The organism is Neobacillus sp. MER 74 (assembly GCF_023714155.1).
Genome location: NZ_JAMAUV010000009.1, coordinates 50,143 through 72,760, shown reverse-complemented (window position 1 = coordinate 72,760; position 22,618 = coordinate 50,143). Strand labels below are relative to the sequence as shown.

General features: G+C 39.7%; 17 protein-coding genes and 1 other annotated feature. Of the genes, 7 read left to right on the top strand and 10 right to left on the bottom strand.

The features are described from left to right. Positions 1–350: 350 nt before the first annotated feature. Positions 351–1,790, bottom strand: coding sequence for a proline--tRNA ligase (gene proS, locus M3610_RS16150; RefSeq protein ID WP_373561717.1), 1,440 nt, complete (start codon positions 1,788–1,790; stop codon positions 351–353). A gap of 67 nt (positions 1,791–1,857) precedes the next feature. After that, positions 1,858–2,072, bottom strand: a binding site (T-box leader). Between the two features lie 155 nt (positions 2,073–2,227). On the opposite strand from proS, the gene M3610_RS28025 reads away from it, so the two are divergent. Continuing rightward, a complete protein-coding gene (locus M3610_RS28025) occupies positions 2,228–2,359 on the top strand; it encodes a hypothetical protein (protein ID WP_285851280.1) in 132 nt (43 codons plus the stop codon). A gap of 153 nt (positions 2,360–2,512) precedes the next feature. After that, the gene (locus tag M3610_RS16145) at positions 2,513–3,406 is read left to right on the top strand and encodes a cupredoxin domain-containing protein (protein ID WP_251460619.1); all 894 of its coding nucleotides are present in this window, start codon (positions 2,513–2,515) and stop codon (positions 3,404–3,406) included. A gap of 50 nt (positions 3,407–3,456) precedes the next feature. Here the strand turns inward: M3610_RS16145 and M3610_RS16140 are convergent, their stop codons facing one another. From M3610_RS16140 to M3610_RS16125, 4 genes are all read right to left on the bottom strand, one after another. After that, positions 3,457–3,996, bottom strand: a complete 540-nt coding sequence (locus tag M3610_RS16140; protein ID WP_251460618.1) for a PepSY-associated TM helix domain-containing protein — start codon at positions 3,994–3,996, stop codon at positions 3,457–3,459. 137 nt (positions 3,997–4,133) lie between these two features. Continuing rightward, positions 4,134–5,405: a sensor histidine kinase gene (locus tag M3610_RS16135; protein WP_251460617.1), complete on the bottom strand. Its 1,272-nt coding sequence runs from the start codon at positions 5,403–5,405 to the stop codon at positions 4,134–4,136. A gap of 8 nt (positions 5,406–5,413) precedes the next feature. Then, positions 5,414–6,085 carry a response regulator transcription factor gene (locus M3610_RS16130; protein WP_251460616.1) on the bottom strand — a complete coding sequence of 224 codons (672 nt, stop codon included), beginning with the start codon at positions 6,083–6,085 and terminating at the stop codon, positions 5,414–5,416. A 112-nt stretch (positions 6,086–6,197) separates the two neighbouring features. Beyond that, on the bottom strand, positions 6,198–7,145 hold the full coding sequence (locus M3610_RS16125) for an efflux RND transporter periplasmic adaptor subunit (RefSeq protein WP_251460615.1): 948 nt from the start codon (positions 7,143–7,145) through the stop codon (positions 6,198–6,200). Positions 7,146–7,573: 428 nt separating this feature from the next. On the opposite strand from M3610_RS16125, the gene M3610_RS16120 reads away from it, so the two are divergent. The 3 genes from M3610_RS16120 (at position 7,574) to M3610_RS28020 (ending at position 12,822) form a co-directional block, all read left to right on the top strand. Beyond that, positions 7,574–8,035 (top strand): MarR family winged helix-turn-helix transcriptional regulator, encoded by a 462-nt coding sequence (locus tag M3610_RS16120; protein WP_251460614.1) that lies wholly within the window; start codon positions 7,574–7,576, stop codon positions 8,033–8,035. A 3-nt stretch (positions 8,036–8,038) separates the two neighbouring features. After that, on the top strand, positions 8,039–11,179 hold the full coding sequence (locus tag M3610_RS16115) for an MMPL family transporter (RefSeq protein WP_251460612.1): 3,141 nt from the start codon (positions 8,039–8,041) through the stop codon (positions 11,177–11,179). A gap of 203 nt (positions 11,180–11,382) precedes the next feature. Beyond that, positions 11,383–12,822: a TerD family protein gene (locus tag M3610_RS28020; RefSeq protein ID WP_098575260.1), complete on the top strand. Its 1,440-nt coding sequence runs from the start codon at positions 11,383–11,385 to the stop codon at positions 12,820–12,822. Positions 12,823–12,865: 43 nt separating this feature from the next. Here M3610_RS28020 and selB read toward each other — a convergent pair whose 3' ends face one another. The 3 genes from selB to M3610_RS16090 form a co-directional block, all read right to left on the bottom strand. Further along, on the bottom strand, positions 12,866–14,749 hold the full coding sequence (gene selB / locus M3610_RS16100) for a selenocysteine-specific translation elongation factor (RefSeq protein WP_285851275.1): 1,884 nt from the start codon (positions 14,747–14,749) through the stop codon (positions 12,866–12,868). A gap of 174 nt (positions 14,750–14,923) precedes the next feature. Next, positions 14,924–15,418: a hypothetical protein gene (locus M3610_RS16095; protein ID WP_251460610.1), complete on the bottom strand. Its 495-nt coding sequence runs from the start codon at positions 15,416–15,418 to the stop codon at positions 14,924–14,926. Then, positions 15,399–15,893, bottom strand: coding sequence for a hypothetical protein (locus tag M3610_RS16090; RefSeq protein ID WP_098575257.1), 495 nt, complete (start codon positions 15,891–15,893; stop codon positions 15,399–15,401). The genes M3610_RS16095 and M3610_RS16090 overlap by 20 nt, the downstream gene beginning before the upstream one ends. A gap of 203 nt (positions 15,894–16,096) precedes the next feature. On the opposite strand from M3610_RS16090, the gene M3610_RS16085 reads away from it, so the two are divergent. Both M3610_RS16085 and M3610_RS16080 read left to right on the top strand, forming a co-directional pair. Continuing rightward, on the top strand, positions 16,097–17,752 hold the full coding sequence (locus M3610_RS16085) for an FAD-binding dehydrogenase (protein ID WP_251460608.1): 1,656 nt from the start codon (positions 16,097–16,099) through the stop codon (positions 17,750–17,752). 36 nt (positions 17,753–17,788) lie between these two features. Further along, positions 17,789–18,106 (top strand): antibiotic biosynthesis monooxygenase, encoded by a 318-nt coding sequence (locus M3610_RS16080; RefSeq protein ID WP_251460606.1) that lies wholly within the window; start codon positions 17,789–17,791, stop codon positions 18,104–18,106. An 88-nt stretch (positions 18,107–18,194) separates the two neighbouring features. Here the strand turns inward: M3610_RS16080 and M3610_RS16075 are convergent, their stop codons facing one another. Next, on the bottom strand, positions 18,195–21,332 hold the full coding sequence (locus M3610_RS16075) for an SbcC/MukB-like Walker B domain-containing protein (RefSeq protein ID WP_251460604.1): 3,138 nt from the start codon (positions 21,330–21,332) through the stop codon (positions 18,195–18,197). Then, the gene (locus tag M3610_RS16070; RefSeq protein ID WP_251460603.1) at positions 21,329–22,474 is read right to left on the bottom strand and encodes an exonuclease SbcCD subunit D; all 1,146 of its coding nucleotides are present in this window, start codon (positions 22,472–22,474) and stop codon (positions 21,329–21,331) included. Before M3610_RS16070 ends, M3610_RS16075 begins: the two co-directional genes overlap by 4 nt. Positions 22,475–22,618 lie beyond the last annotated feature (144 nt).

Here is a 22,618-nt window from a genome sequence, read left to right as displayed (position 1 = left end):
TTTTGCCCTCCTTGTGAATTTAAAATATTCGTTGCGTGATTTTGTAATTCCTTTTTCAAAAAAAATGACCTTGGAATGGATTCGCTGATTGGATGAGAAAAATCGCTGATTAATTAGGAAGATTCGCTGATAGAATCATTAAATTCGCTGATAGGAAAATCCGCTGATTAACAGCAGAAAAAAATTCGCTCATTTAACTGTGAAATTCGCTCATAAGACCATCATATTCGCTCATTGAATTGAAAAATTCGCTCATCGATTCTAAAAATTCACTCATTACCCAAATATCGCCTCAATACGGCACTAAAAAAGACTCTTCCCATACAAGGAAGAGCCCAAAATTGCTGTTTTTAGTATGCTTTTGCCCAATAAACCATCTTGTCAGCATCTTTTCCACAGCAGACACATTTTTCCGATACTTGTTCTTGCTCAAATGGAATACATCTTGATGTTGCTCCAGTATCTTCTTTGATTTTTTCCTCGCAGGCTAATTCGCCGCACCACATCGCCTTAATGAAACCAGGTTTAGCTTCAAGTGACTCTTTTAATTCACCTAGTGTTAAAGCAACTGAGGTTCTTTCTTCACGGTGATTTAGAGCCTTATTATAAAGATTTGTTTGGATTTCATCTAATAACTCAACAAGCTTTGCTTCTAATTGATCTAGTGGCACGAACACTTTTTCTAAAGTATCGCGTCTTACTAAAACCACTTGCTTGTTTTCGATATCTTTAGGTCCAACTTCTAGGCGGACTGGAATACCCTTCATCTCATATTCATTGAACTTCCAACCTGGTTTTTTATCGCTGGCATCAATATCAACACGAGCAACTTTACCAAGGGACGTTTTCAAATCATAAGCAAAATCAAGGACGCCTTCTTTATGCTGCGCAATCGGCACAATCATCACTTGAGTTGGCGCTGCTTTTGGTGGAATTACGAGACCACGGTCGTCGCCGTGAACCATGATTAGAGCACCGATAATTCTTGTTGTAAAGCCCCATGACGTTTGATGCACGTACTGAAGCTTTCCTTCTTTGTCAGTGTACTGAATGTTAAAAGCCTCTGCAAATCCTGTACCAAAGTGGTGAGAAGTACCTGACTGTAATGCTTTTCCATCGTGCATTAAGCTTTCAATGGTAAAAGTCGCTTTTGCACCGGCAAACTTTTCTTTTTCTGTTTTTTGTCCTTTTACAACCGGAATTGCAAGGATTTCTTCACAAACAGCGGCATATACATTTAGCATTTTAATGGTTTCTTCCATTGCATCTTCGTCTGTCGCATGGGCAGTATGACCTTCCTGCCATAAAAACTCTAATGTCCGCAGGAACGGACGAGTGGTTTTTTCCCAACGTACAACGTTTGCCCATTGGTTATAGAGCTTAGGCAGATCCCGGTAAGAATGAATAATGTTGCTATAATGCTCACAGAAAAGAACTTCAGATGTTGGTCGCACAACCAATCGTTCTGCTAATGGTTCAGACCCGCCATGTGTAACCCATGCCACTTCAGGTGCAAAACCTTCGACATGATCTTTTTCTTTTTGAAGCAAGCTTTCAGGAATGAACAATGGCATATAAACATTCTCATGCCCTGTTTCCTTTATTCGTCGATCCAGCTCATTTTTTATATTATCCCATAAAGCATAGCCATACGGGCGGATAATCATTGAACCACGCACACTTGAATAATCAATTAAATCAGCCTTAGTGACGACATCTGTATACCACTGGGCGAAATCATCGTCCATTGCCGTAACATCTTTTACAAATTCTTTTGCCATGTTTGACACCTCATTATTTTTTTAAAATAAAGATATGGGCGTATCCGCTTTTCTGCACAAAAAGACCTTGATCCTAAAAAGGGACCAAGGCCTGGCGGTACCACCCTAAATTCATAAAGCAAAATTGCTCTATACACTTTCCTTGATAACGGACATGATCCGCATGTATCTTTAAATTCGATACAGAACTCGGGTGGCAGGTTCAAATGACCGTCTTAAGAAACCTCACACCAATGGTTTCCTCTCTTGGTAAGACCCTTTCACTTTACTAATCCCCGTCATAGTTTCAATAGTATTTTTGAAAATTATATATTTCAAAATGAAAAAAGTCAATTTTTTTATGGAATATTTTTCTGATGTCAACAAATTACCTTCTCATTGACTTTAAACATGTGTATAAATCGGTTAAAATGCTAGTAATTATAAAAATTGGGGTGGTGGTTTCCATGGATAAAGAAAAAGATGATCTCCGACAAGAGGAAGAAGAGAAAGAATTTTTGCTAGAATATATCAGGATGCAAAATGAGGCAATGAAACGGATTTATAAAAATACCCTTGATAAAGAAAAAAAGGAATAAATACATCTCCCAAAAACTACACATGACTTATCTTCCCTCAACAATATTCATAAAACGTTCATATTAATCACTGAATATACAAATTTAAACGGTTTATTTGCATTTATAATACTCTTATGTTGTTAATCAATCACACGTAAGAGGGGACCAAAAATGAATATATTTGCGATCATTACGGCAATTATAGTTGCCACTGGAACCGGATATTCCATCTATTCTGTCTACCGCCATAAAAATAAACTAGCTACTACCTCTGGAACAATGATTAGTATGGTTATTGCAGTGATTACCGGTTTACTGACCGGCAGTATCATTGGCATCATTTCAGGTGAGATTTTTCTAGTAGTCGGAGTCAGTATGATTATCGGATTTGTCATAGGCTTCTTAGCAGGCCACCCAATCGGGATTTTAGCTATCTTAATGGGCTCTATTTCGGGTCTAATAGGCGGAATTATCGGCGCCATCCTTGGTGCATTTATTCAATTTATTAATCCAACAATTCTATTAGGAATCTTGTTAGGATTCTATATCCTGATTATTGGATTCGTGATTATGTATATTTTCGTAGAATCCAATAATAAATTATCCCTTGATCCACAGGAACTTTCGCCATTTGCGATTATCGCTGGAGGAATTGTGCTGGTATCGTTATTTCTGTTTATGTATAGCAGTGATTTGGTAGAAATTCCGGGTCAAAGTAAATCAAACCAAACAGAAACTGCCCATGCCGCTGAAAGTCAAGAAGTTCCCAAAACGGAAGTGGATGTAACAAGGGAAAGCAAGCCGCTTGTTAAGATGGAGGTCACCACCCAGGGGTATACCCCAAATGTCATTCGTGTCAAAAAAGGTGTTCCGGTTGAACTAGAAATAAACAACCCGCTTGATAGTACGAATTGTATCTCCACCTTTATGATTCCTGAATTTAATATTAACAATGTCAACTTAAAAACGGGTACTACAAAACTAACCTTTACTCCTGATCATTCAGGCACATACACCTTTAGCTGTGGAATGCAAATGTTTAAAGGGACAATTATTGTAGAATAGACTGGACAAAAAGCACACGAATTTCTATCGTGTGCTTTTACATTATTAAACTATTCAAATAAGCTTTCTGCCTGCCGCTTCTTTCGCTTATTTTCTGCAGCGATAACTTTCATAGAAAGATAGATTCCTGTCCCTGTTAGAATCATTAAGGCAACGGCGGTTAAATCTATTAACCATTTCACATTTGTATTGCCAATTCTACCTTCATGAAGGCCCCGGATGATTGACATAATCGACCCTTGCCCCGGTCTTTGTCCACGAATTCCCTCCGGCAGGTTTCCATTTCCCCTAAAGTCGCGTTGCCCTTGGAACTGACCGTTTCCATTCTGACCATTAGCTTGTCCTTGAAATAGGCCGCCGCCCTGAGGTCCTGAATTTTGTTGATTTCCTTGTTCAAAACCGCCATTCATTCCTTGGGGACGTTCGCCTTGGTTAAATTGACCTGGTTGGAAATTCCCCTTTCCACCTTCAAACTGTGTTTGACCGATTAACCAAGGTTCATTCATTAACAATCCTGTTAAGGACTCGATAAAGATGAAAATGGAAGCAATTAAGCCTATCCATAGATGTGCCTTTCTCGTACTCTTCATGTTAAGACTCCTCCCTTCAGTTTTCCATGTAAAAATCTTTGCCTGAATAATATCAAACACATTATGAAGGGGGTTCCTTAAGTTTTTCTTAAGAAATAGATCTACCTTGATTTTTTTGAATAAAAAAACCCAAAAATTTAATTTTTTTGGGTTTTTGGGAAAATGATTTCAATTGTCGTTCCTTTACCTGGCGTGCTTTGCACCTTTGTCTTACCATGATGTTTCTCAATAATCCATTTTGCAATCGATAAACCGAGTCCTGTTCCTTCAGCAGCCGTCCTCGCCTTGTCACTTTGATAGAAACGGTCAAAGATTTTCGGAATATCTTTTTCTGGAATACCAATCCCGGTATCCTTTATTTTAAGAAAAATGGAGGAATGATTCTGTGAACATGAAAGCTGTATTTCCCCGCCTTCATTTGTATATTTCATGGCATTGTCTAATAATATGACGATTAATTGATGAATTCTTGCTTTATCAGCAAAAAATCGCACAGGTTCCGTTTCTTGTAAATAAAGCGACTTTTCTTGATACAATGCAATTTCTTCATATTGTTGAAGAATTTCTTTTAACAAATCATCGAGTTGGAATTGTTCCTTTTTGACCTCAATTTGATCAGAGTCCGATCTAGCAAGAGTTAATAAGTTGGTCACTAATTTAGAAAGCCGTCTTGATTCATTGGAAATCGTTGATATATCAAGAATCCGATCCTGAATAGTTGCTTTTGGAGCCCGAAATAGGACTTCCGTTTTTGCCTGGATAACCGCTAATGGGGTTCTTAGCTCGTGCGAGGCATCAGATACAAATTCTGTCTGCTTCTGCCAAGCTTTTTTAATTGGGACTAATGCCTTTCCCGCTAAAAAATAACCTGACGCAACGGCACAAATAATTCCAACCCCCATCCCAATTAACATTATTAACAAAAGTCTATTCAATAATTCTTGTTCAGAATTCACATTGCGAATGAATTGAACGGTTATTCTTCCTAATTGGGGATGTTCCACCTTTAAGGCAATATACCTAAATGAAAAATCCTCAACATCCACATCTGTTAAAGTATTAAATTCTGTAGGCTTGATTAACTTCTCATTACCTTCAAAAATGTCCGCATCCCGATTTTGTCCCAACAACAACTGGTTGTCTTCATCCCAGATCAGGGTTAATATCCGTGGGTCCCGCCTAATAAATTTTGGAAATTGCCCTCCAATCCCCACATTACCTTCTCGAATTCCACCTGGTCCATCCGGCTGCTGTTGTAAATGTTCTATCGATTCAAGCAGGGATTGGTTGACATCTTTATATAATTTATTACTTGTATAAAAATAAATGACGGTCCCTAGTATACTTATAAGAACGATAAATACTAATGAATTTAGAAAGGTTAATTTAATAAGTGTTTGCCGAAACATGTGAGCTCCTATTCTTCATTCAACATATAGCCAACGCCGCGAATCGTTTTAATATCACTATGATAGCCTGATGGTTCTAATTTTTTACGGAGATGATGCATAAATACCTCCACAATTGCGATGGTTGTATCTGAATCAAACCCCCACACCCGGTCATAGATTTGTTCTTTTGTGAGAATGGCTCCCTTGTTTTGAATTAAATATTCTAACAGTTCGTATTGCTTTGCTGTCAGTTTGATCTGTTTCCCATCGACAACAATGTCTCTTTCCTTTCCTAACAATTCAATCCCGTGATACTGAATCGTTTGATTGGTTGTTAAGCTGCCGCTTCTTCTTAACAAGGCACGGATTCTCGCCTTTAATTCAGCAGCTTGGAAAGGCTTAACCAAATAGTCATCCCCGCCGCTGTCAAGTCCCTGAACACGATCTTCAAGCGAATCTCTTGCAGTTAGGAAAAGGACTGGTATATTTAAGCCTTCCTTCCTAATAGTCCGTAACACTTCAAACCCATCAATCTCGGGGATCATTACATCCAATACAATCACATCATGAATATTCTGCATTGCCAAAAACAATGCATCCTCACCATTCGAAGCTTGATCAACTTCAAACTCATCGGATAAAAGCTGTACGATGGATTCTAATAAAGGTAGATTATCTTCTACAACTAATAAGCGCATTCTCTTTCTCTCCTAAGCATCGTATAAAAATAATTATAGCAAACACAGCACTCCCAACATACTAGCTGATTATTGTTCACCATTCACTAATAACGAGGAAATTACCGTCCACTTAATTTCCACCCCTGCCTCCAAAGCTACGGTTCATCCCTCCCGCATTGCCTAAACCACCAAAAACACTACCTTGTGTATTCGTCGTTGAAGTTTTAGACGAGCTAGCTTTTGCTAATTGAGGTAACTTAATTGTTTCACCTTCTGACAACCCTTTTGTTATTTCCACATAATCTTCATTTGCTAAACCGGTTTGAATGGTTTTTTTCTTAGTTTCAGAGTTATTATGATCAGTGCTCTTTGAATTGATAATGACATATTTCTCCTTGTTTGATGTATATACAGCATCAAGCGGAACATAAAGGGCATCTTTCTTACTTACTGTTAAAATTCGTGCTTCTGTGCTCATCCCAACTTTAAGTTGATCTGGTTTGTCAATATGAATGGTAACAGCGAAAGTGGAAACTCCACTTGAGGATGTCCCCTCTTCAGAAATGGCTGAAACTTTACCAGTAAATGTTTGATCAGGAAACGCATTAACTGTTAAGTCAACTGACTGTTTCTTTTTTATTTTGGAAATATCCAGTTCATCGATTTGGACCACGGTTTGTAATTCGTTGTAATTGGTTACATGTGCAACAACTTGTCCATTTGTAACACGCTCACCTGCGGATACTGCAAGGCTCGTAATAACTCCAGTAGCTGATGATGTTATAGGGTCACTTCCATCCGAAAAGGTAATTAATTCATCACCTTTGTTTACTTTCTCGCCAACCTCTACAAGCACTTCGTCTATTTGACTATTATCAAACTTAGATTTAATATCTTCGCTGGTTACCGCTTGAACGGTTCCCGAACCACTGATGTTGACGTTTAATGTACCTTTTTGAACCACTGCCGTTCTCACTTGTGCGGACACAGTTTGTGAACTCAGCGATAATGGTTTCCATTGATATCCGACAAATCCAATAACTAGGACGCTACCTGCAATTACTATCCATTTTTTCATCTTAACTTACTCCTTTTTGTGTTCCTGAATTCCGCCCAGGATGCCAAAATTTCTAACTTACACTCAGTATTATGTTTATTCCTTAACTTTTCCTTAAAAGGTCTAAAGATTTGCGGGGAATCATTGATTTGAACAAGATTTATTTTCGATTGACAGAAATTAGTGGGTTATTATATAGTTTAACAAGTGAATAGTTAAATAGTTGAACTATTTTAACGAATGGCTGTGTTAAACTTGTCTGTTGATTTCCGTTCCAGGTGCTTCGCTTTCCGCGGGCGTTGCGGGGAGCCTCCTCGGCGCTTTTAGCGCCTGCGGGGTCTCTCCTGCCCCGTACTCCCGCAGGAGTCTTCGCACCTTCCACTCCAATCAACAGAGTGCCAAAATCAACATTAACCTTATCACAGCCTTATAAAGAGGTGAAAACAATCATGGATAAAAATGTCATTCAAGAGTTAATCGATCGGTATGTGTCCGTATCCTTTCAAGTCCACAAAAAAGCAGAATATTTAATTAAGGGGCAAATTGGCGACGAACTCACAAACGATCAGCATTACATACTAAGATATATTCATCAAGCAAAGGAATGCACTTCTACGGAGCTAGCAGATGCTTTCGAAGTAAATAAAAGCGCCATTACCGCCATCATTAATCGAATGGTCGATCGCGGTCTAATCCAAAGAACACGTGATGAAAGCGACCGGAGAGTGGTTTACTTAACCCTAACAAAGAAAGGTTACACCCTCTACGAGGATTGCCAAGAAAAAGTTCAATTCCTTGTTGAATCCATCATTACCCAATTTGAAGAATCGGAAATTACTACCTTTATAAATACGTATGAAAAATTGGCAAAAATTTTAGTCAACAAGAAAAACGAAGAACTGGGGGAATAAATAGTGAGAGCGATAATAAAAGGAAAATGGTTTATATTACTCGCGTGGATCCTCGTTATCACCGCCCTATTTATGGTGGCACCAAATATGGAAACGTTAGTTCGGGAGAAAGGGCAAATTACTGTTCCAGAAGGATACTCCTCAACTATTGCCGAAAAAATCCTCAAAGATGTTCAATCAAGTGAAAACAGTGGCAGTAATCTACAAACGGCGTTGGTTTTTCATAGTAATAAAAAGTTAACCAAGGCCGATTTCGAAAGTGCGGAAAAAGCCGTAAATCAGCTTGAAAAAAACAAGGAAAACCTAGGGATTTCCGAAATTTTAACCCACTTTAAGCAAGCCGAATTAAAAGACCAACTGGTATCTGAGGATGGAAAAACCATTCTTGTTTCCGTAAAGGTGGATGTAAATGGCCGTGAAGCCAAAGAAATTGCAGATGACCTATATAAAGAAATTGATGATGTAAAACTGGAGCATTACTACACAGGTAACTGGGTAATCAGCGATGACCTTGTCACCAACTCGCAAGAAGGATTGAAAAAAACAGAAGGAATTACTGTAGGATTTATTCTAATTGTGCTTCTACTGGTGTTTCGATCGGCAATAGCACCAATTATTCCATTGGTTACGGTGGGGTTCAGTTATCTTACGGCTCAATCGATTGTTTCTTTATTAGTGGATAAAGTTAACTTTCCACTCTCAACCTTTACACAGATTTTCTTAGTTGCTGTCCTTTTTGGTATTGGAACAGACTATTGTATTTTACTGCTTAGCCGTTTTAAAGAAGAAATGGCAAAGAATGATAGTGTAACAGAATCGATTGTGGAAACCTATCGTACCGCAGGAAAAACAGTTTTATTTAGCGGGGTTGCCGTTATGATTGGGTTTGCTTCGATTGGCTTTTCGACCTTTAAGCTCTATCAATCAGCAGCGGCGGTTGCCGTAGGTGTAGCAATCCTATTAATCGCCCTTGTTACAATTGTCCCCTTCTTCATGGCTGTGCTTGGCAAAAAGTTATTTTGGCCATCCAAGGGCAAACTGGAGCACAATGAAAGTAAATTTTGGGGATTTGTGGGCAGGTTTGCACTCGCACGTCCATTGATTGCCTTTATTATCGTCGGGGTCATCTCTATCCCCTTCTTATTCACGTATAAGGATCAATTATCGTTTAATTCACTTGAGGAAATCAGTGATGATTTTCCATCAATAAATGGTTTTAATATTATTTCTGAATCATTTGGACCAGGCGAGTCTATGCCTACCCAAATCGTCATTAAAAACGATGACCAAATGAACACTTCCGAATATATGGCTATCACTGAAAAAATAAGTCAAGAGCTCGCACGTGTCAGCGATGTGAATTCCGTCCGTTCCGCAACCCGTCCAACCGGGGAAACAATTGATGATTTATATCTATCCAAACAGGTGGCGAGTCTCGGGGAAGGCCTCGAGCAAGGTAACGATGGAATTAAAAAAATCAGCGATGGCCTGGAGGAAGCTGGCAGCCAGATGGCAGCCAATCAGCCGAAAATGAAGGAAGCCACCGACGGAATCAGCGAGTTAATAAATGGAACGAATAAACTAAAAACAGGGATGGGCGACATCCAAAGCGGGCTGACCGTTATTGAGAAAGGAATTAGATCTGGTTCCGCCGGCTCTGCACAGATAAAAGATGGTTTAACCCAGGTTAAAGAAAAATCAAAAGAGGTTCTAGCCGGAAGCAAACAATTACTCGCTGGCTATAAAAAGGCAAGTACAGGATTAGCTGCCCTCCATGGGCAATATGAGAAAGTAGCAACAGGATTAGGTTCCTTGAACAAAACTCTAACGGCTACAAATCAATATTTTTCAAATCTGGAACAACAATACAGTGATATCGGTCAAAATCAAAACTATCAAGCTATTAAAATGACTGTTCAGGGCTCGCAAACCGCAACAAAAGAATTAGCTGGAGGGTTACAGCAATTAAATACTGGGCTTAAAGGTGCACAAGAAGGTATAGAATTTGCCAACAGTAAATTCACAGAAATTACTGTTGGCCAGAAAGCCCTAATTACTGGAATGGAAGGCCTGTTAAAAGGGATTTCCGATCTTGAAACTGGACTTGACAAAATGGCTGCAGGACAAGGCAAAGTCATTGCAGGACTTCCCCAATTTACCGGTGGACTCTCCGGAATCAATAATGGGCAAAAACAGCTTCTAACAGGATTTCAAGATATGGGAAATCAGATCACACAGCTTTCAGATGGCTTAACTCAAAGTGCTGATGGTTTAAATAAAGTGTCGGACGGACTGAATTCGGCTCAAGATTACTTATCTGAAGTATCCAATCAGAAACAAAATGGATTTTATATTCCTCAGGACGTGCTAGATAGTAAAGACTTTGAGCAAGCACTCGACGCTTACTTGTCAAAAGATCGAAAAGTAATGACGATTGATGTGATCTTCAGTAAAAATCCATATTCTAATGAAGCGATTGACCGCGTTCCAGAAATAAAGCAAGCAGTCAAACGCGTGATTAAGGATACCAAACTCGAAAATGCTAAAGTGGCAATTGGCGGTGTATCCAGTATGCATAATGACCTTGATTCTATTTCAAAAGCTGATTATTCAAGAACCGTTGTTCTCATGCTTGTTGGGATTAGTATAATCTTAGTGATTTTGCTTCGTTCACTCATTATGCCGCTTTATCTAATTGGCTCACTCGTCCTAACCTACTATACTTCGATGGCCATTTCAGAAAAAATCTTTGTTAATTTATTGGGTTACTCTGGAATAAGCTGGGCGGTGCCATTCTTTGCCTTTGTGATATTAGTAGCCTTAGGAATCGATTACAGTATTTTCTTAATGGATCGCTTCAACGAATATCGAAACATGCCCGTTGAAAAAGCCATTCTACTGTCTATGAAGAAGATGGGGACTGTTATTATTTCAGCAGCGGTTATCTTAGGCGGTACATTTGCCGCAATGATGCCATCAGGTGTTTTATCCTTGTTGGAAATTGCAACGATACTATTAATCGGATTGGCCTTGTACTCCCTTGTTGTACTTCCATTGTTTGTCCCTGTAATGGTAAAAACATTTGGAGAAGCCAACTGGTGGCCTTTTATAAAGAATAAAGATAATTCCAATCTTATTGAATAATTTAACTACGCTGGTCCAATGGATCAGCGTTCTTTTTTAAAGAAAACAGGCAAATTTGTTTCTTTCATTTATTTTGAAACTTTTTCATCATTATTTCGTACATATAACTAGGATAGGAAGTTGGAATATCTAGAAATTTTTCCCTTTTTTTAAAAATACATTATAATGTACATAGGAACAAAATCGTTGAGGAGTGAAATAAATTGGGTGTTACACTTAGCAAGGGACAAAAAGTGGATTTAACCAAATCTCACCCTGGCCTGCAAAATGTCGTGGTCGGGCTAGGATGGAATATTAATCAACAGGGTTCAAACTTTGATTTAGATGCATCTGCCTTTTTATTAGGTGAATCTGGAAAAGTGAACAGTGATCAGGATTTTGTGTTTTATAATAATCCAAACGGTGCAAACGGATCCATCATCTACAGCGGTGACAATCGTACTGGTGCAGGAGCACACGATGATGAGCAAATCAGGATTGATTTAGCTAGGGTACCTTCCCACATTCATCGGGTTGCCTTCACCATTACTATCCATGATGCTCAAATAAAAGGGCAAAATTTTGGACAAATATCAGATTCTTATGTGCGCATCTTTAATGAGCAAACGCATGAGGAATTATTAAGATTTAACTTGGGCAGAGACTTCACGGTAGAAACAGCCATTGTCGCTGCTGAATTGTACCGGCATAATGGCGAATGGAAGTTTAATGCGATAGCCAGTGGTTTCCAAGGTGGCCTTGCAGCACTTTGCCGGAACTTTGGAATTGCTGTTGATGATCCACCTTCGAGTGTCCCAACACCGCCAAGTTACCAACAAAATCCTAATTCGTACCAACAAAGCCAATCAAGCCCTAATCTGTTCCAGCAGAATAGTCCATACCAGCAAAATTATACAAATCCAAATCAGCAGCGCACCCATCTTCAGCCTGAATCATCCTATCAACAGCCTGCCTACGGATTTCCGGCACAGTCGTATCCTGCGACAGTCAATTCTCACCAAACATATGGTGGAGATGAGATCATTTGTCCGCGCTGTCACTCGTCAAATGTGAGGACAGGAAAGAAAGGATTCGGTCTGGGTAAAGCAGCCATTGGCGGACTCATCCTTGGTCCTGTCGGTCTCCTTGGTGGATTCATCGGGAAAAATCAATTAAAATTTTCATGTAATAGCTGTGGAAATTCCTGGTCCCCATCGCAAACTGATTACGCTGAATGGGCAAACAATTCGAAGAGAAAGGCACAGGAACTTTTTAATCGCTACAAAAGTCAGGATGTCCTTGAAGCAGTGGTTGCTGCCTGTGCTTTAGTGGCCATGGCAGATGGGTACTTGGATGCTTCTGAACGTCAAAAAATGATTGAGTTCGTCCATCAAAGTGAAGAATTACGTGTTTTTGATACGACGAAGGTCATCCAAAAATTTAACTTGTTTGTTTCTAGAATAGAAAATGACCGGATGATGGGTCGTGCGGAAGCCTTCCGTGCTCTTGGAAAAATTAGAACCAAACCCGAAATTGCTCGTCTTGTCGCCCGGTATTGCATCGCCATTGGCTATGCTGATGGAAATTTTGACAACAATGAAAAGCAAATGGTTAGCGATATCTGCCGTGAACTTGGACTTAACCCTGCAGAGTTTTTATCTTAACCGACGAAAGCCTCCATTCCAACTCGGAATAGAGGCTTTTTTGTTACTTGTTCCAAATTCTCTTATTTTCCAAACGCTTGGTTAGACCCATTGAATCTAATTTTTCTAAAAATGGAATCATATATTTCCGTGAAAGTTCTAGAACATCTTTCGCCGCTCCGACATCAAATTCTGCTCCTGTTTGACTGCGCAATTTAGCCACTGCTTGTTGAAACACATCTCCATGATATGCAAACTGGGCATCCAACAGGACCAGTACTTCTTCCTCTTCTAAAAAGCGTCTTAAATCTGCCTCCAGAGTGCCAGGGATTCCGGCATCAGAAAAATACTCTTTTAGAGAACGAACTTTTAATCCATCCTTTTTTAATTCGGCAACCAGATTTTCAGTCCGCTTTGCCCAATTTTTGGGCACATGAGGCACAAAACTGGCTATCGAAACAAACTGCCCTCTTCTATTAAAGATATGATTGGTAATTCCATTCTCGATAACAAAATCCAGCAAATGTTTTGGAACTCTTTTTTCAAGGGTTTGCAACAGCACAGCTTTATTTATCCCTATTTTCATCGAATAAAGAAGATGATAATCCTGTAATCTATCAAAAATATCTTCCTCAATTGAATTAATCAACAATTGGAGCGTATATTCTTTCCCGTCAAAAAAGACAAATTCTTTCTCATTTAATTTTTCAGTTACTGTGAATTCGTCTAAAGAGGTCCGTTTGATTAACTCAGCCAGGGGCAGGCACTTTGCTTCCATTAAAGCAGTAGTAATCCGCTCTTTCGGTGAACCGACCTTTTTCTTTTCCAGTTCTTCAATCGTCTGGTTACCAAAACGATATTTGTCACCACGTGGATCAATCACCCAGCCCCCGCCTATCGTTTCTTGCGGACTCGGACGACGTAAGATAAAGCGATCCCCGCGTTTTGTTAAAATTTCCTCCTCAAGTCTCAGTTGACAAAGGATTTCGCCATTTTCCTCCTTGATTTCATTCCGATCAAAAAAGACTATCCGGCCCATTACCTCCGCGGTTCCGATATGAAGCTTAATCGGCATTCGCTGTTTGACCATGTGCTCAAGGTCTTCAACGACACGAATCGCTACATCCAGTGTCTTCGTGACAAGGAAATGTTCAGAGGAGACAAGCACATCTCCCCTCTCAACATCTTCCTTAGAGACACCTGATAGGTTAATAGCCGTGCGTTGTCCTGCGAACGCCCTTTCAGCCGGTGAATGGTGGACTTGAATCTGACGTGCTCTAACCCCAAGCCCTTTGGGCATAATTTTCAGGATTTGTCCTTCGACTACTGTTCCTTCATACACCGTTCCTCGAACTACAGTACCTTGGCCCTTTATTGTAAATACCTGATCAATCGGGAGACGGAATGCCCCTTTCGCATCACGCATTTCTTGTTCTTTTAATTTTTGGATAATTAATGCTTTCATCTCATCGATGCCTTTTTTGGAAAGACTGTCTACCAAAACAAACGGTGCATCCTCAAATACAGTTCCAGAAAGTTCCTCTAAAATATCATCTTTAACAAGTTCGAAAAATTCTTCATCCACTCGATCAATTTTTGATATGGCCACCAAACCATTTTTTACCCCTAAGAATTTCAAGATGTCTAAGTGCTCTCTCGTTTGCGGCATCACACCTTCGTCTGCTGCAACAACGAGCACGACCAAATCAATCCCTGCAACTCCAGCGATCATTTGCCGGATAAACCGTTCGTGTCCTGGCACATCAATCACTGAAATTTGGATTTCATCATCTTCATATAATGGTGCAAAGCCAAGCTCAATGGAAATTTGACGTTCCTTTTCTTCTTTTAATCTATCTGTATCTACATTGGTTAACGCTTTGGTTAAAGACGTTTTCCCGTGGTCGATGTGCCCTGCCATACCAATTGTAAAATATCTTTTTTCCAAGGATGCCACCTACTTTATCGTTCTTCCCTTCTAATGTATCGATTATGGCTCTATTGTTCAAGGGTAGATTTTACGACATCTTTGTCTTCGCTTTTCAAGAAATCTCCACATTCATCTAGTCCATCCTTCAGAAAAACACTTTAAACTACGAAAAACCAGATTCATCTGATTTTTTTATTTCACCTGTTCATTTGGTCGGAGAAAACGATAAAAGACAATTAATAGCGATTGAATGAATAAATAAGCACAAACAGAGTAAATAATACTGTTTCCATTTTTATAATGAAAAACACCCATGCTATGGTAAACCCACTCTACCCCAATAGCGGCCGCAGTAAAACTTAAAATAAAAAACACTAAGTAGCGATCCTTTATTTGAAATTTTTTATAAATGTATAGAAAAAGATAGGAAAATGGTGGATAGAGGAAATAAACTACTATATCCATAACTGTGTATGCAGGACCATCCATGATATCATAAAAGTCAAACGGCTCAGATCCAAATGAATTATCGAAAAGACCTGCAGCTGTTAAGCTATAAAGGAAGATGAGAATGGTTAATTGATTTGAAAACACTTTTGGCAAAAAGAAAAAAATGCCCCAGGATACTAAAACCGCACAAATAACAAAATAATCATTCTGACCAAATTTATGTTCTACCAACATCATCCTTGCATTTCACCTCCTGCTCTTGCAGTCCTTTAAACCAATTAAATGCATACATGGCAAAAAACAAATAAAGCAGATAATAAATAACGGTAAAAATATGATTCCACTTTTTAAAGGTATATAACTCACTGCTTAAATTTACTTTATCAATCCCAAGGATTATTAGACAGTATAGTAAAAGGAGTAAAAACTGTTTTATTAAAGTACTATTATTTATATACATAATGAGATAAGAAACAAATAATGGGCTGAAGACACTTCGAAATAGAAGAAATGCCAAATATAATTTCGGAGTGGTTGTGGTTTTCATCCATTTAAATGTTTCAAATAAACCTAAATAGGTATGAGTGTTAATAAGACAGGTTAGCAGAACAAGAAATAATAGCTCCTTTCTCGACCCTCGGTTCTCCTGACGATTAAAGATAAATAAGCCCATCATCATCCAACTTAAGACAAAATAAAATGTAAATACCATGAAATCTCCTCTTCAAATTTCAGCTTTATACCTAACACCCTAGTCATTTCCATATTTAATTAAAAATAGAAATTTTTTCACATTAAATATTTCAAAAAATAGTTAAAATGAAGGAAAATGATAGCACTTTGTCAAACTTTCTTTATGAGAAATTAACAAATTCGGAGGGTTTACCCTAGTTGAAAGTATCCGGGGGGATTTATTTGAAATTTGATGTGATTGTGGTGGGTGCAGGCCTAGCAGGTTTGGCGGCAACGGCTGAACTTGCAGATGCAGGAAAAAGAGTACTGCTTTTGGATCAAGAACCCGAAGCCTCTCTTGGCGACCAGGCTTGGTGGTCATTTGGAGGTTTATTTCTTATCGATTCTCCCGAACAAAGAAGAATGGGGATCAAGGACTCCAAGGAACTTGCTTGGCAGGACTGGTTAGGGGCTGCAGGTTTTGACAGAGAAGTAGATGAGGATTATTGGGGGAAAAAGTGGGCTGAAGCGTATGTTGACTTTGCAGCCAGCGAAAAAAGAGAATGGCTGACAGGAATGGGGGTTCGTTTTTTCCCGGTTGTCGGTTGGGCAGAGCGAGGTGGATACACGGCTGAAGGCCATGGCAACTCAGTCCCACGCTTCCACATTGTCTGGGGAACAGGTCCGGGTCTCGTTAAGCCATTCGAGAATCGAGTCAGACAAGCAATGAGGAACGGAATTGTCGATTATCGCCCACGCCATCGTGTGAATGAATTAATGAAAGAAAATGGTGTCATCACCGGTGTTAGGGGTGACATTTTGGTTCCAAGTAATGCTGCTCGCGGGGAGGCTAGCTCCCGAGAGGTAATTGGGGATTTTGAGTTTCATTCTTCATTTGTTGCGGTTACAAGCGGAGGGATTGGCGGTAACCATGAACTCATTCGAAAAAATTGGCCCGAAAGGCTCGGTAAAGCTCCACAAAAAATGATCTCAGGTGTTCCGGAACATGTGGATGGAAGAATGCTTGGCATTACGGAAAATGCCGGCGGACGAATTGTCAATCGTGACCGAATGTGGCATTATACCGAAGGAATTCAAAACTGGGCCCCAGTCTGGCCGAACCATGGCATTCGGATCCTGCCGGGTCCATCCTCGCTTTGGCTTGATGCCAAGGGGAAGCGTTTCCCTGCGCCGAACTTTCCTGGTTTTGATACCTTGGGAACACTCGAAGCCATTATGAAATCAGGCTACGACTACTCCTGGTTCATCTTAACCCAGAAAATTATTGAAAAAGAATTTGCCCTATCTGGGTCTGAGCAAAATCCTGATTTGACTGGGAAAAGTATCAAAAAAGTGTTAGCTCGTGTCCTCCCAGGACCTACTGCACCCGTAAAGGCATTTATGGATAAGGGAGAAGACTTTGTGATTGCGAATACCCTGTCTGAACTTGTAGCCGGGATGAATAAACTTTCCGGTGATAACTTGTTGTCTCTCGAAGAGATTGAGCGACAGATTCTTGCTAGAGACCGGGAGATTGAAAATAAATTTACCAAAGATCTTCAAATTACGGCCATGCGTGGAGCCAGAATTTATCTTGGGGACAAACTGATCAGAGTGGCACCCCTTCATCGAATTCTCGATCCCAAAATGGGTCCATTAATTGCAGTACGTTTAAACATTGTCAGCCGAAAAACACTAGGCGGTCTCCAGACCGATTTATCCGGCAGAGTCCTTGATGTAACTGGAAAACCTGTGCCCGGTCTATACGCAGCGGGCGAAGTTTCAGGTTTTGGCGGAGGCGGCATTCATGGTTATCGCTCGTTGGAAGGAACGTTTCTCGGTGGCTGTTTGTTTTCAGGGAGGCAAGCTGGACGCGCCATTTCTAAAGAATTATCATAAGTATGATGACGTTATTAAAGGAGGTGAGAATTTAATATGTCTTCATTAGTGTTCATGGCGCTCTATCGTCCGAACCCAGGAAAAGAGGAGGAATTAAAAGAACTCCTTAAAGTACATATCCCAACACTCCGCGAGGAAGAGTTGATTACTAGTCGAGAATTATTAACCCTACAAGCAGAGGATGGGACGATCATTGAAATCGCAGAATGGCGATCAACAGAGGCCATTGAAAAAGCACACCAATCTTCTAAAGTCATGGCAGTTTGGAATAAAATTGGTGAACTATCCGAATTAACGAGTCTTTCCACGCTTGCTGAAGCTCAGCATCCGTTTCCTAATTTTAAGCCTTTATAAGTTATGTACTAATGAATTAAATAAATTCTAACCAACACTAAAAGCAGTGAGATTTAATTGAATCCACTGCTTTTAGTTTAGATTAACATTAATTTGTAAACACAAACTCCGTTCTACTTCCTGTCTGATCGGCCCTAACTTCGAGTCTGACGTCAATTCGTTCTTTGAGTTCCGGAACATGCGAGATAATACCAACTAAACGGCCGCTGCTTTGAATATCCATTAATGCTTCGATAGCCTGATCCAGGGATTCAGGATCAAGCGTACCAAAACCTTCATCAATGAACATCGTTTCTAAAGAAACCCCGCCGGCATAATTTTGCACTACGTCTGCCAGACCGAGTGCAAGTGATAAGGAAGCTTTAAAACTTTCCCCGCCCGATAATGTTTTGACATGTCGTTCCTGACCTGTGTACTGGTCAAACACAAGCAATTCCAATCCGCTTTGAGCATTCCCTTTGGAACGGTCGGTTTTCCTCAGCAATTGAAAACGCCCGGAAGTCATTTTTCGTAAGCGGCCATTTGCTTCACGTAAAATATCATCCAAGAATGAAGCCAGTACATACCTTTCGAAGGTAATCCGGAAGTTATTCTGGCCTTTAGCAATCTCAAAAAGATGACCAATTAACTTATAACGTTCTTCAAGAACTTTCATTTGTTCATTCAATTTTTCCACACGGTTGTGTATTTCTTCGTTATCCCTCTTTTTAACAAATAGATTGGTTTGCTGCTGAGTAAGAGCCTCGATTTCACTTGTGATGTTCGCAATTCCGTGCTTCAATCCATCGACATCTGGTGTTTTTACATTCATTAACTCATCGGTTAATTCTTTCAACCGGTCAGAAACTGAACGTAATTCTTCTCGATAACTACGGATTTCAGTTTCAAGACTACGAATTTCTGCTTCCGTGCGTTTTGCTTCAGCATAAGTACCGTATTTTTCAAAGCCCTGCTCGGAGAGTTTGTTAATAAAGATTTCTCGTTCGGAGTCCAGCTCCTGTTTTTTACTCTCATGATGCTTTTTAGCATCTAATAATCTTGCTGTTTCATTTGAAAGTTTTTCTCTCACTTGCTGCAGGCGCTGCTGTGCCTCTTCCAACTGTTTTACTAACATTTGCTGCCGGTTTTTAGAAACCGTAAGTGCTTTTTCGTATTCCACTTCCGAGCGTAGATTCTCTGGAACGACTTTCATCATCCGAGAAATGGTAGTCTTCTTTTCAGTGAATTGAACGGTTAACTCATTGATTAAAGCTGAAACCTGCTGTAGTTTGTTTTGCATATCTACTTTTTCAACTTCTATGGTTTCTAATTCCCTCTTCACTTTATCAAGATTTTTTATCTGTTCCGCAAGCTTTCCTTGCTTCTGAACCAGCTGGTTCTTCGCCGTCAATACCTCCATTTTTGCATCCTCTAAAAGATCAGCAGTAAAATCTGCTCGGATGGAACGAATTTCGTTCATTATTTCTGCTACAGCTTCCCTTTGCGCTGCCTCAGCTGACTGACTCTGGTAAAAGGCTGCTTCATCTGCAGACTTTGCTTCTTCCCAGTTGGCACTTTGAGCCTTAGCTGCCTTCATTTCCTCTTCTGTCGGAATACTACCACTATTTTGTATCGCTGGTGATGGATGGTGCTCCGAGCCGCAAACTGGACAGGCTTCACCTGTTTGAAGTTTTACTGCTAATATTGCGGCCTGGCCGTGCATCCATTTACTCTCTAGTTGTTCCACCAATGCTTTTGAATCTGTATATCTAGCAGTAGTATTTTCATATCTCGCAGTGATCGACCGTAAATTTTGCTCAGCTTTTTGATGGCGGGCAAGCAACATTTCGTATTTGTCTAAGCGATCAATTTCTAAATTCAGTTTATCGATTCTGCCTGTATTTTCTAGATAGATAAGTTTCCCTTTTTCAATTTCTTCCTTTTGACGTTGTAGATTCACTTGTTTCACTTCTAGTTGTTCGAGAAATTGTTCTGTTTGATTAAGCTTTTGTTGCGCAGCTTTTAATTCAGCATCCTTGTTTTGTGTTTCTTTAAGTAATGTTGCAAACGAATAGACATCCTCCCTCATATTGTCTAATCGATTTACCTCATCAAGGGCGGCCTGGCGTTCTCCTTCTCGTTCCAGTTCGTTTTGTAAATGTTGTTCATGCTGTTTTAAAAGTCCTTCCAATTTCTCGATTTCCATCTGAATGGATTTCAGATTCCCATCAAGTTGATCCACTTCGCGCTTTAAGCGGTGGCATAGTTCTTCTTGCTTCGCTAAAACGGCGGCCTTATGGGCAAGCTGCACCTGCTTTTCTTTCCCGTTATACACTTCTTCCTGAGAATCAAGTCTTGCCTTTTGCCCCTTTAACTCCTCTTTTAATTGAAGCTTCTTTAATACTCCCTCTGCTTCAATCAACTGCCCCTTCAGATTGTCCTGTTTCTGGGCTTTTTCTTTTAATTGGAGATTCAATTGTTCTAACACTTCAGCCATACCAGCAATTTCTGTTAGTAAAAGCGGCATGATGATTGTATCGTTCACACTGTCTGCATCCAAATATTCACGGAGTTCTTGATTGGTTACAGCTTGTATTCGTCGAATCTGCTCATTTCTTGCTAGGACTTGGTCCTCAACCGACTTTTTTAGTTCAGTTGCTTCAACCTTTAGTTTCTCTTCCACCATTTTATATAATTGGGTATGGAACAACCGCTGTAAAATAACTTCTTTATCCTTACTGTCTGAGGTGAGAAGTTTACGGAATTCACCTTGCGGAATCATTAAAATCTGCCGGAACTGATTGGCATCAATCAACATTATTTCCTTAATTTTTTCTTCAACATCATTAATTTTCGAAGCGAGCAGTTTCTTTTCACCATGTTCTGTCCATATATATAACTCTGCTTTAGCACCTACTTGTGTATAGCCGTCGCCTTTATCTTTCTTCTTCAATTGCTGAGGTGACCTCGTAATCGAATATGCTTTGTTACGAAGAGAAAAATCTAGTGAAACCTCGGTTAATAACTCGTCATTGGCAAACTGGCTGCGGAGTTCAGGACCATTGCGGTCCTCCCCACTTGCTTTTCCATAGATCGCATAACTAATGGCATCAAAAATGGTTGTTTTTCCGGCGCCGGTTTTTCCGGAAATAACAAACATTGTCCGATTACCTAGTGCGGTAAAGTCAATTTCTTCAAAGCCAGCATAAGGGCCGAAAGCTTGCATCGTCAGTTTTAATGGCTTCATTTCAATCCCTCCTCCTTTAACACTTTTTCAATGACTTCTATCATCGCCGTTTTTTTATCAAGCGAAAATTCGGAGGTTGTCATTTCTGTGTAAAATTGTTCAAACAACTCAATTTCTGATTTTTTTTCACTTCGAATCGAGGTGAATGATTGTTTTTTCTTTAAGTCAGTTAAATCTAATTTTCGTTCAAGATGGAGGACGTTGGGATACACTTGACGTAATTTATTAATCGGGTCAATTAAGGCACCTTCATCAAGGAGAGTGATTTTTAAATAATCATGGATCGCTTCTTTTTCATAAAAACATGGATCAAGTAATTCTTCCAGATGCCCTTCTATTTCCCGCATATCATGTTTTGGTGTCAGCGAGCGGTAACGGTGCGTAAAGTTACCTTTATCATCCATTTCAATAATCGAAATCGACTTTTTCTGTTTAGCTTCCGAGAAAGAATATTTTAAAAGGGAACCTGAATATTTCACTTTATTGTGGTTAATGGCATCAGGACTGTGCAAGTGACCAAGAGCTGTATAGGAAAATGGTTCGAACAATTCAGCCCCAACACAACCAGAACCTCCTACAGACAAGATTCGTTCTGAATCAGATGTTTGACCTCCTAATACAAAGGCATGTCCAACCAAAACATTAGGCTCATTCGGATTAAGATTTTCTTCCATTTTTCCTACCAGTGCTTTCATTGCCTCTTGATGGGAATGGATGGAATCATCCCCGAGTAATTGACGGACTACTCCAGGCTCAGCATAGGGTACTAAATAAAAATTAACACCGTTAACTCGGACAGGAGTAAAGCTGTTTGTTAATTTTCCTGATAAATAAAATTGGCTGTGTTTATACCAGGAACTTCCAAATGAAAGTCTTTCTGCGCTATCATGGTTCCCAGCAATCGCCACAACCGGTGTTTCTAATTCAACATTAATTTTAAAGAGAATTTCATCAAGTAATTCTACAGCATCAGTTGGTGGGACCGAGCGATCATATAAATCTCCTGCGATAACAACAGCATCCGGCTTTTCTTCCGCAACAATGGCCACAAATTGCTCAAGTACTTCACGCTGATTCTCTGTCATATAGACCCCATGAACGAGTTTGCCTAAATGCCAATCAGCTGTATGGATAAATTTCATCTACTCACCCCAATTTATTATTCTGCATCTTTCCAATACTACTATTATAGCAAAATACAAATGGAAATGAGGTTGGAAATGCAAGCTGATTACTGGAATATTGGGTATTTTATACTAGGCAGCAATTATAAACTTGGAAATACA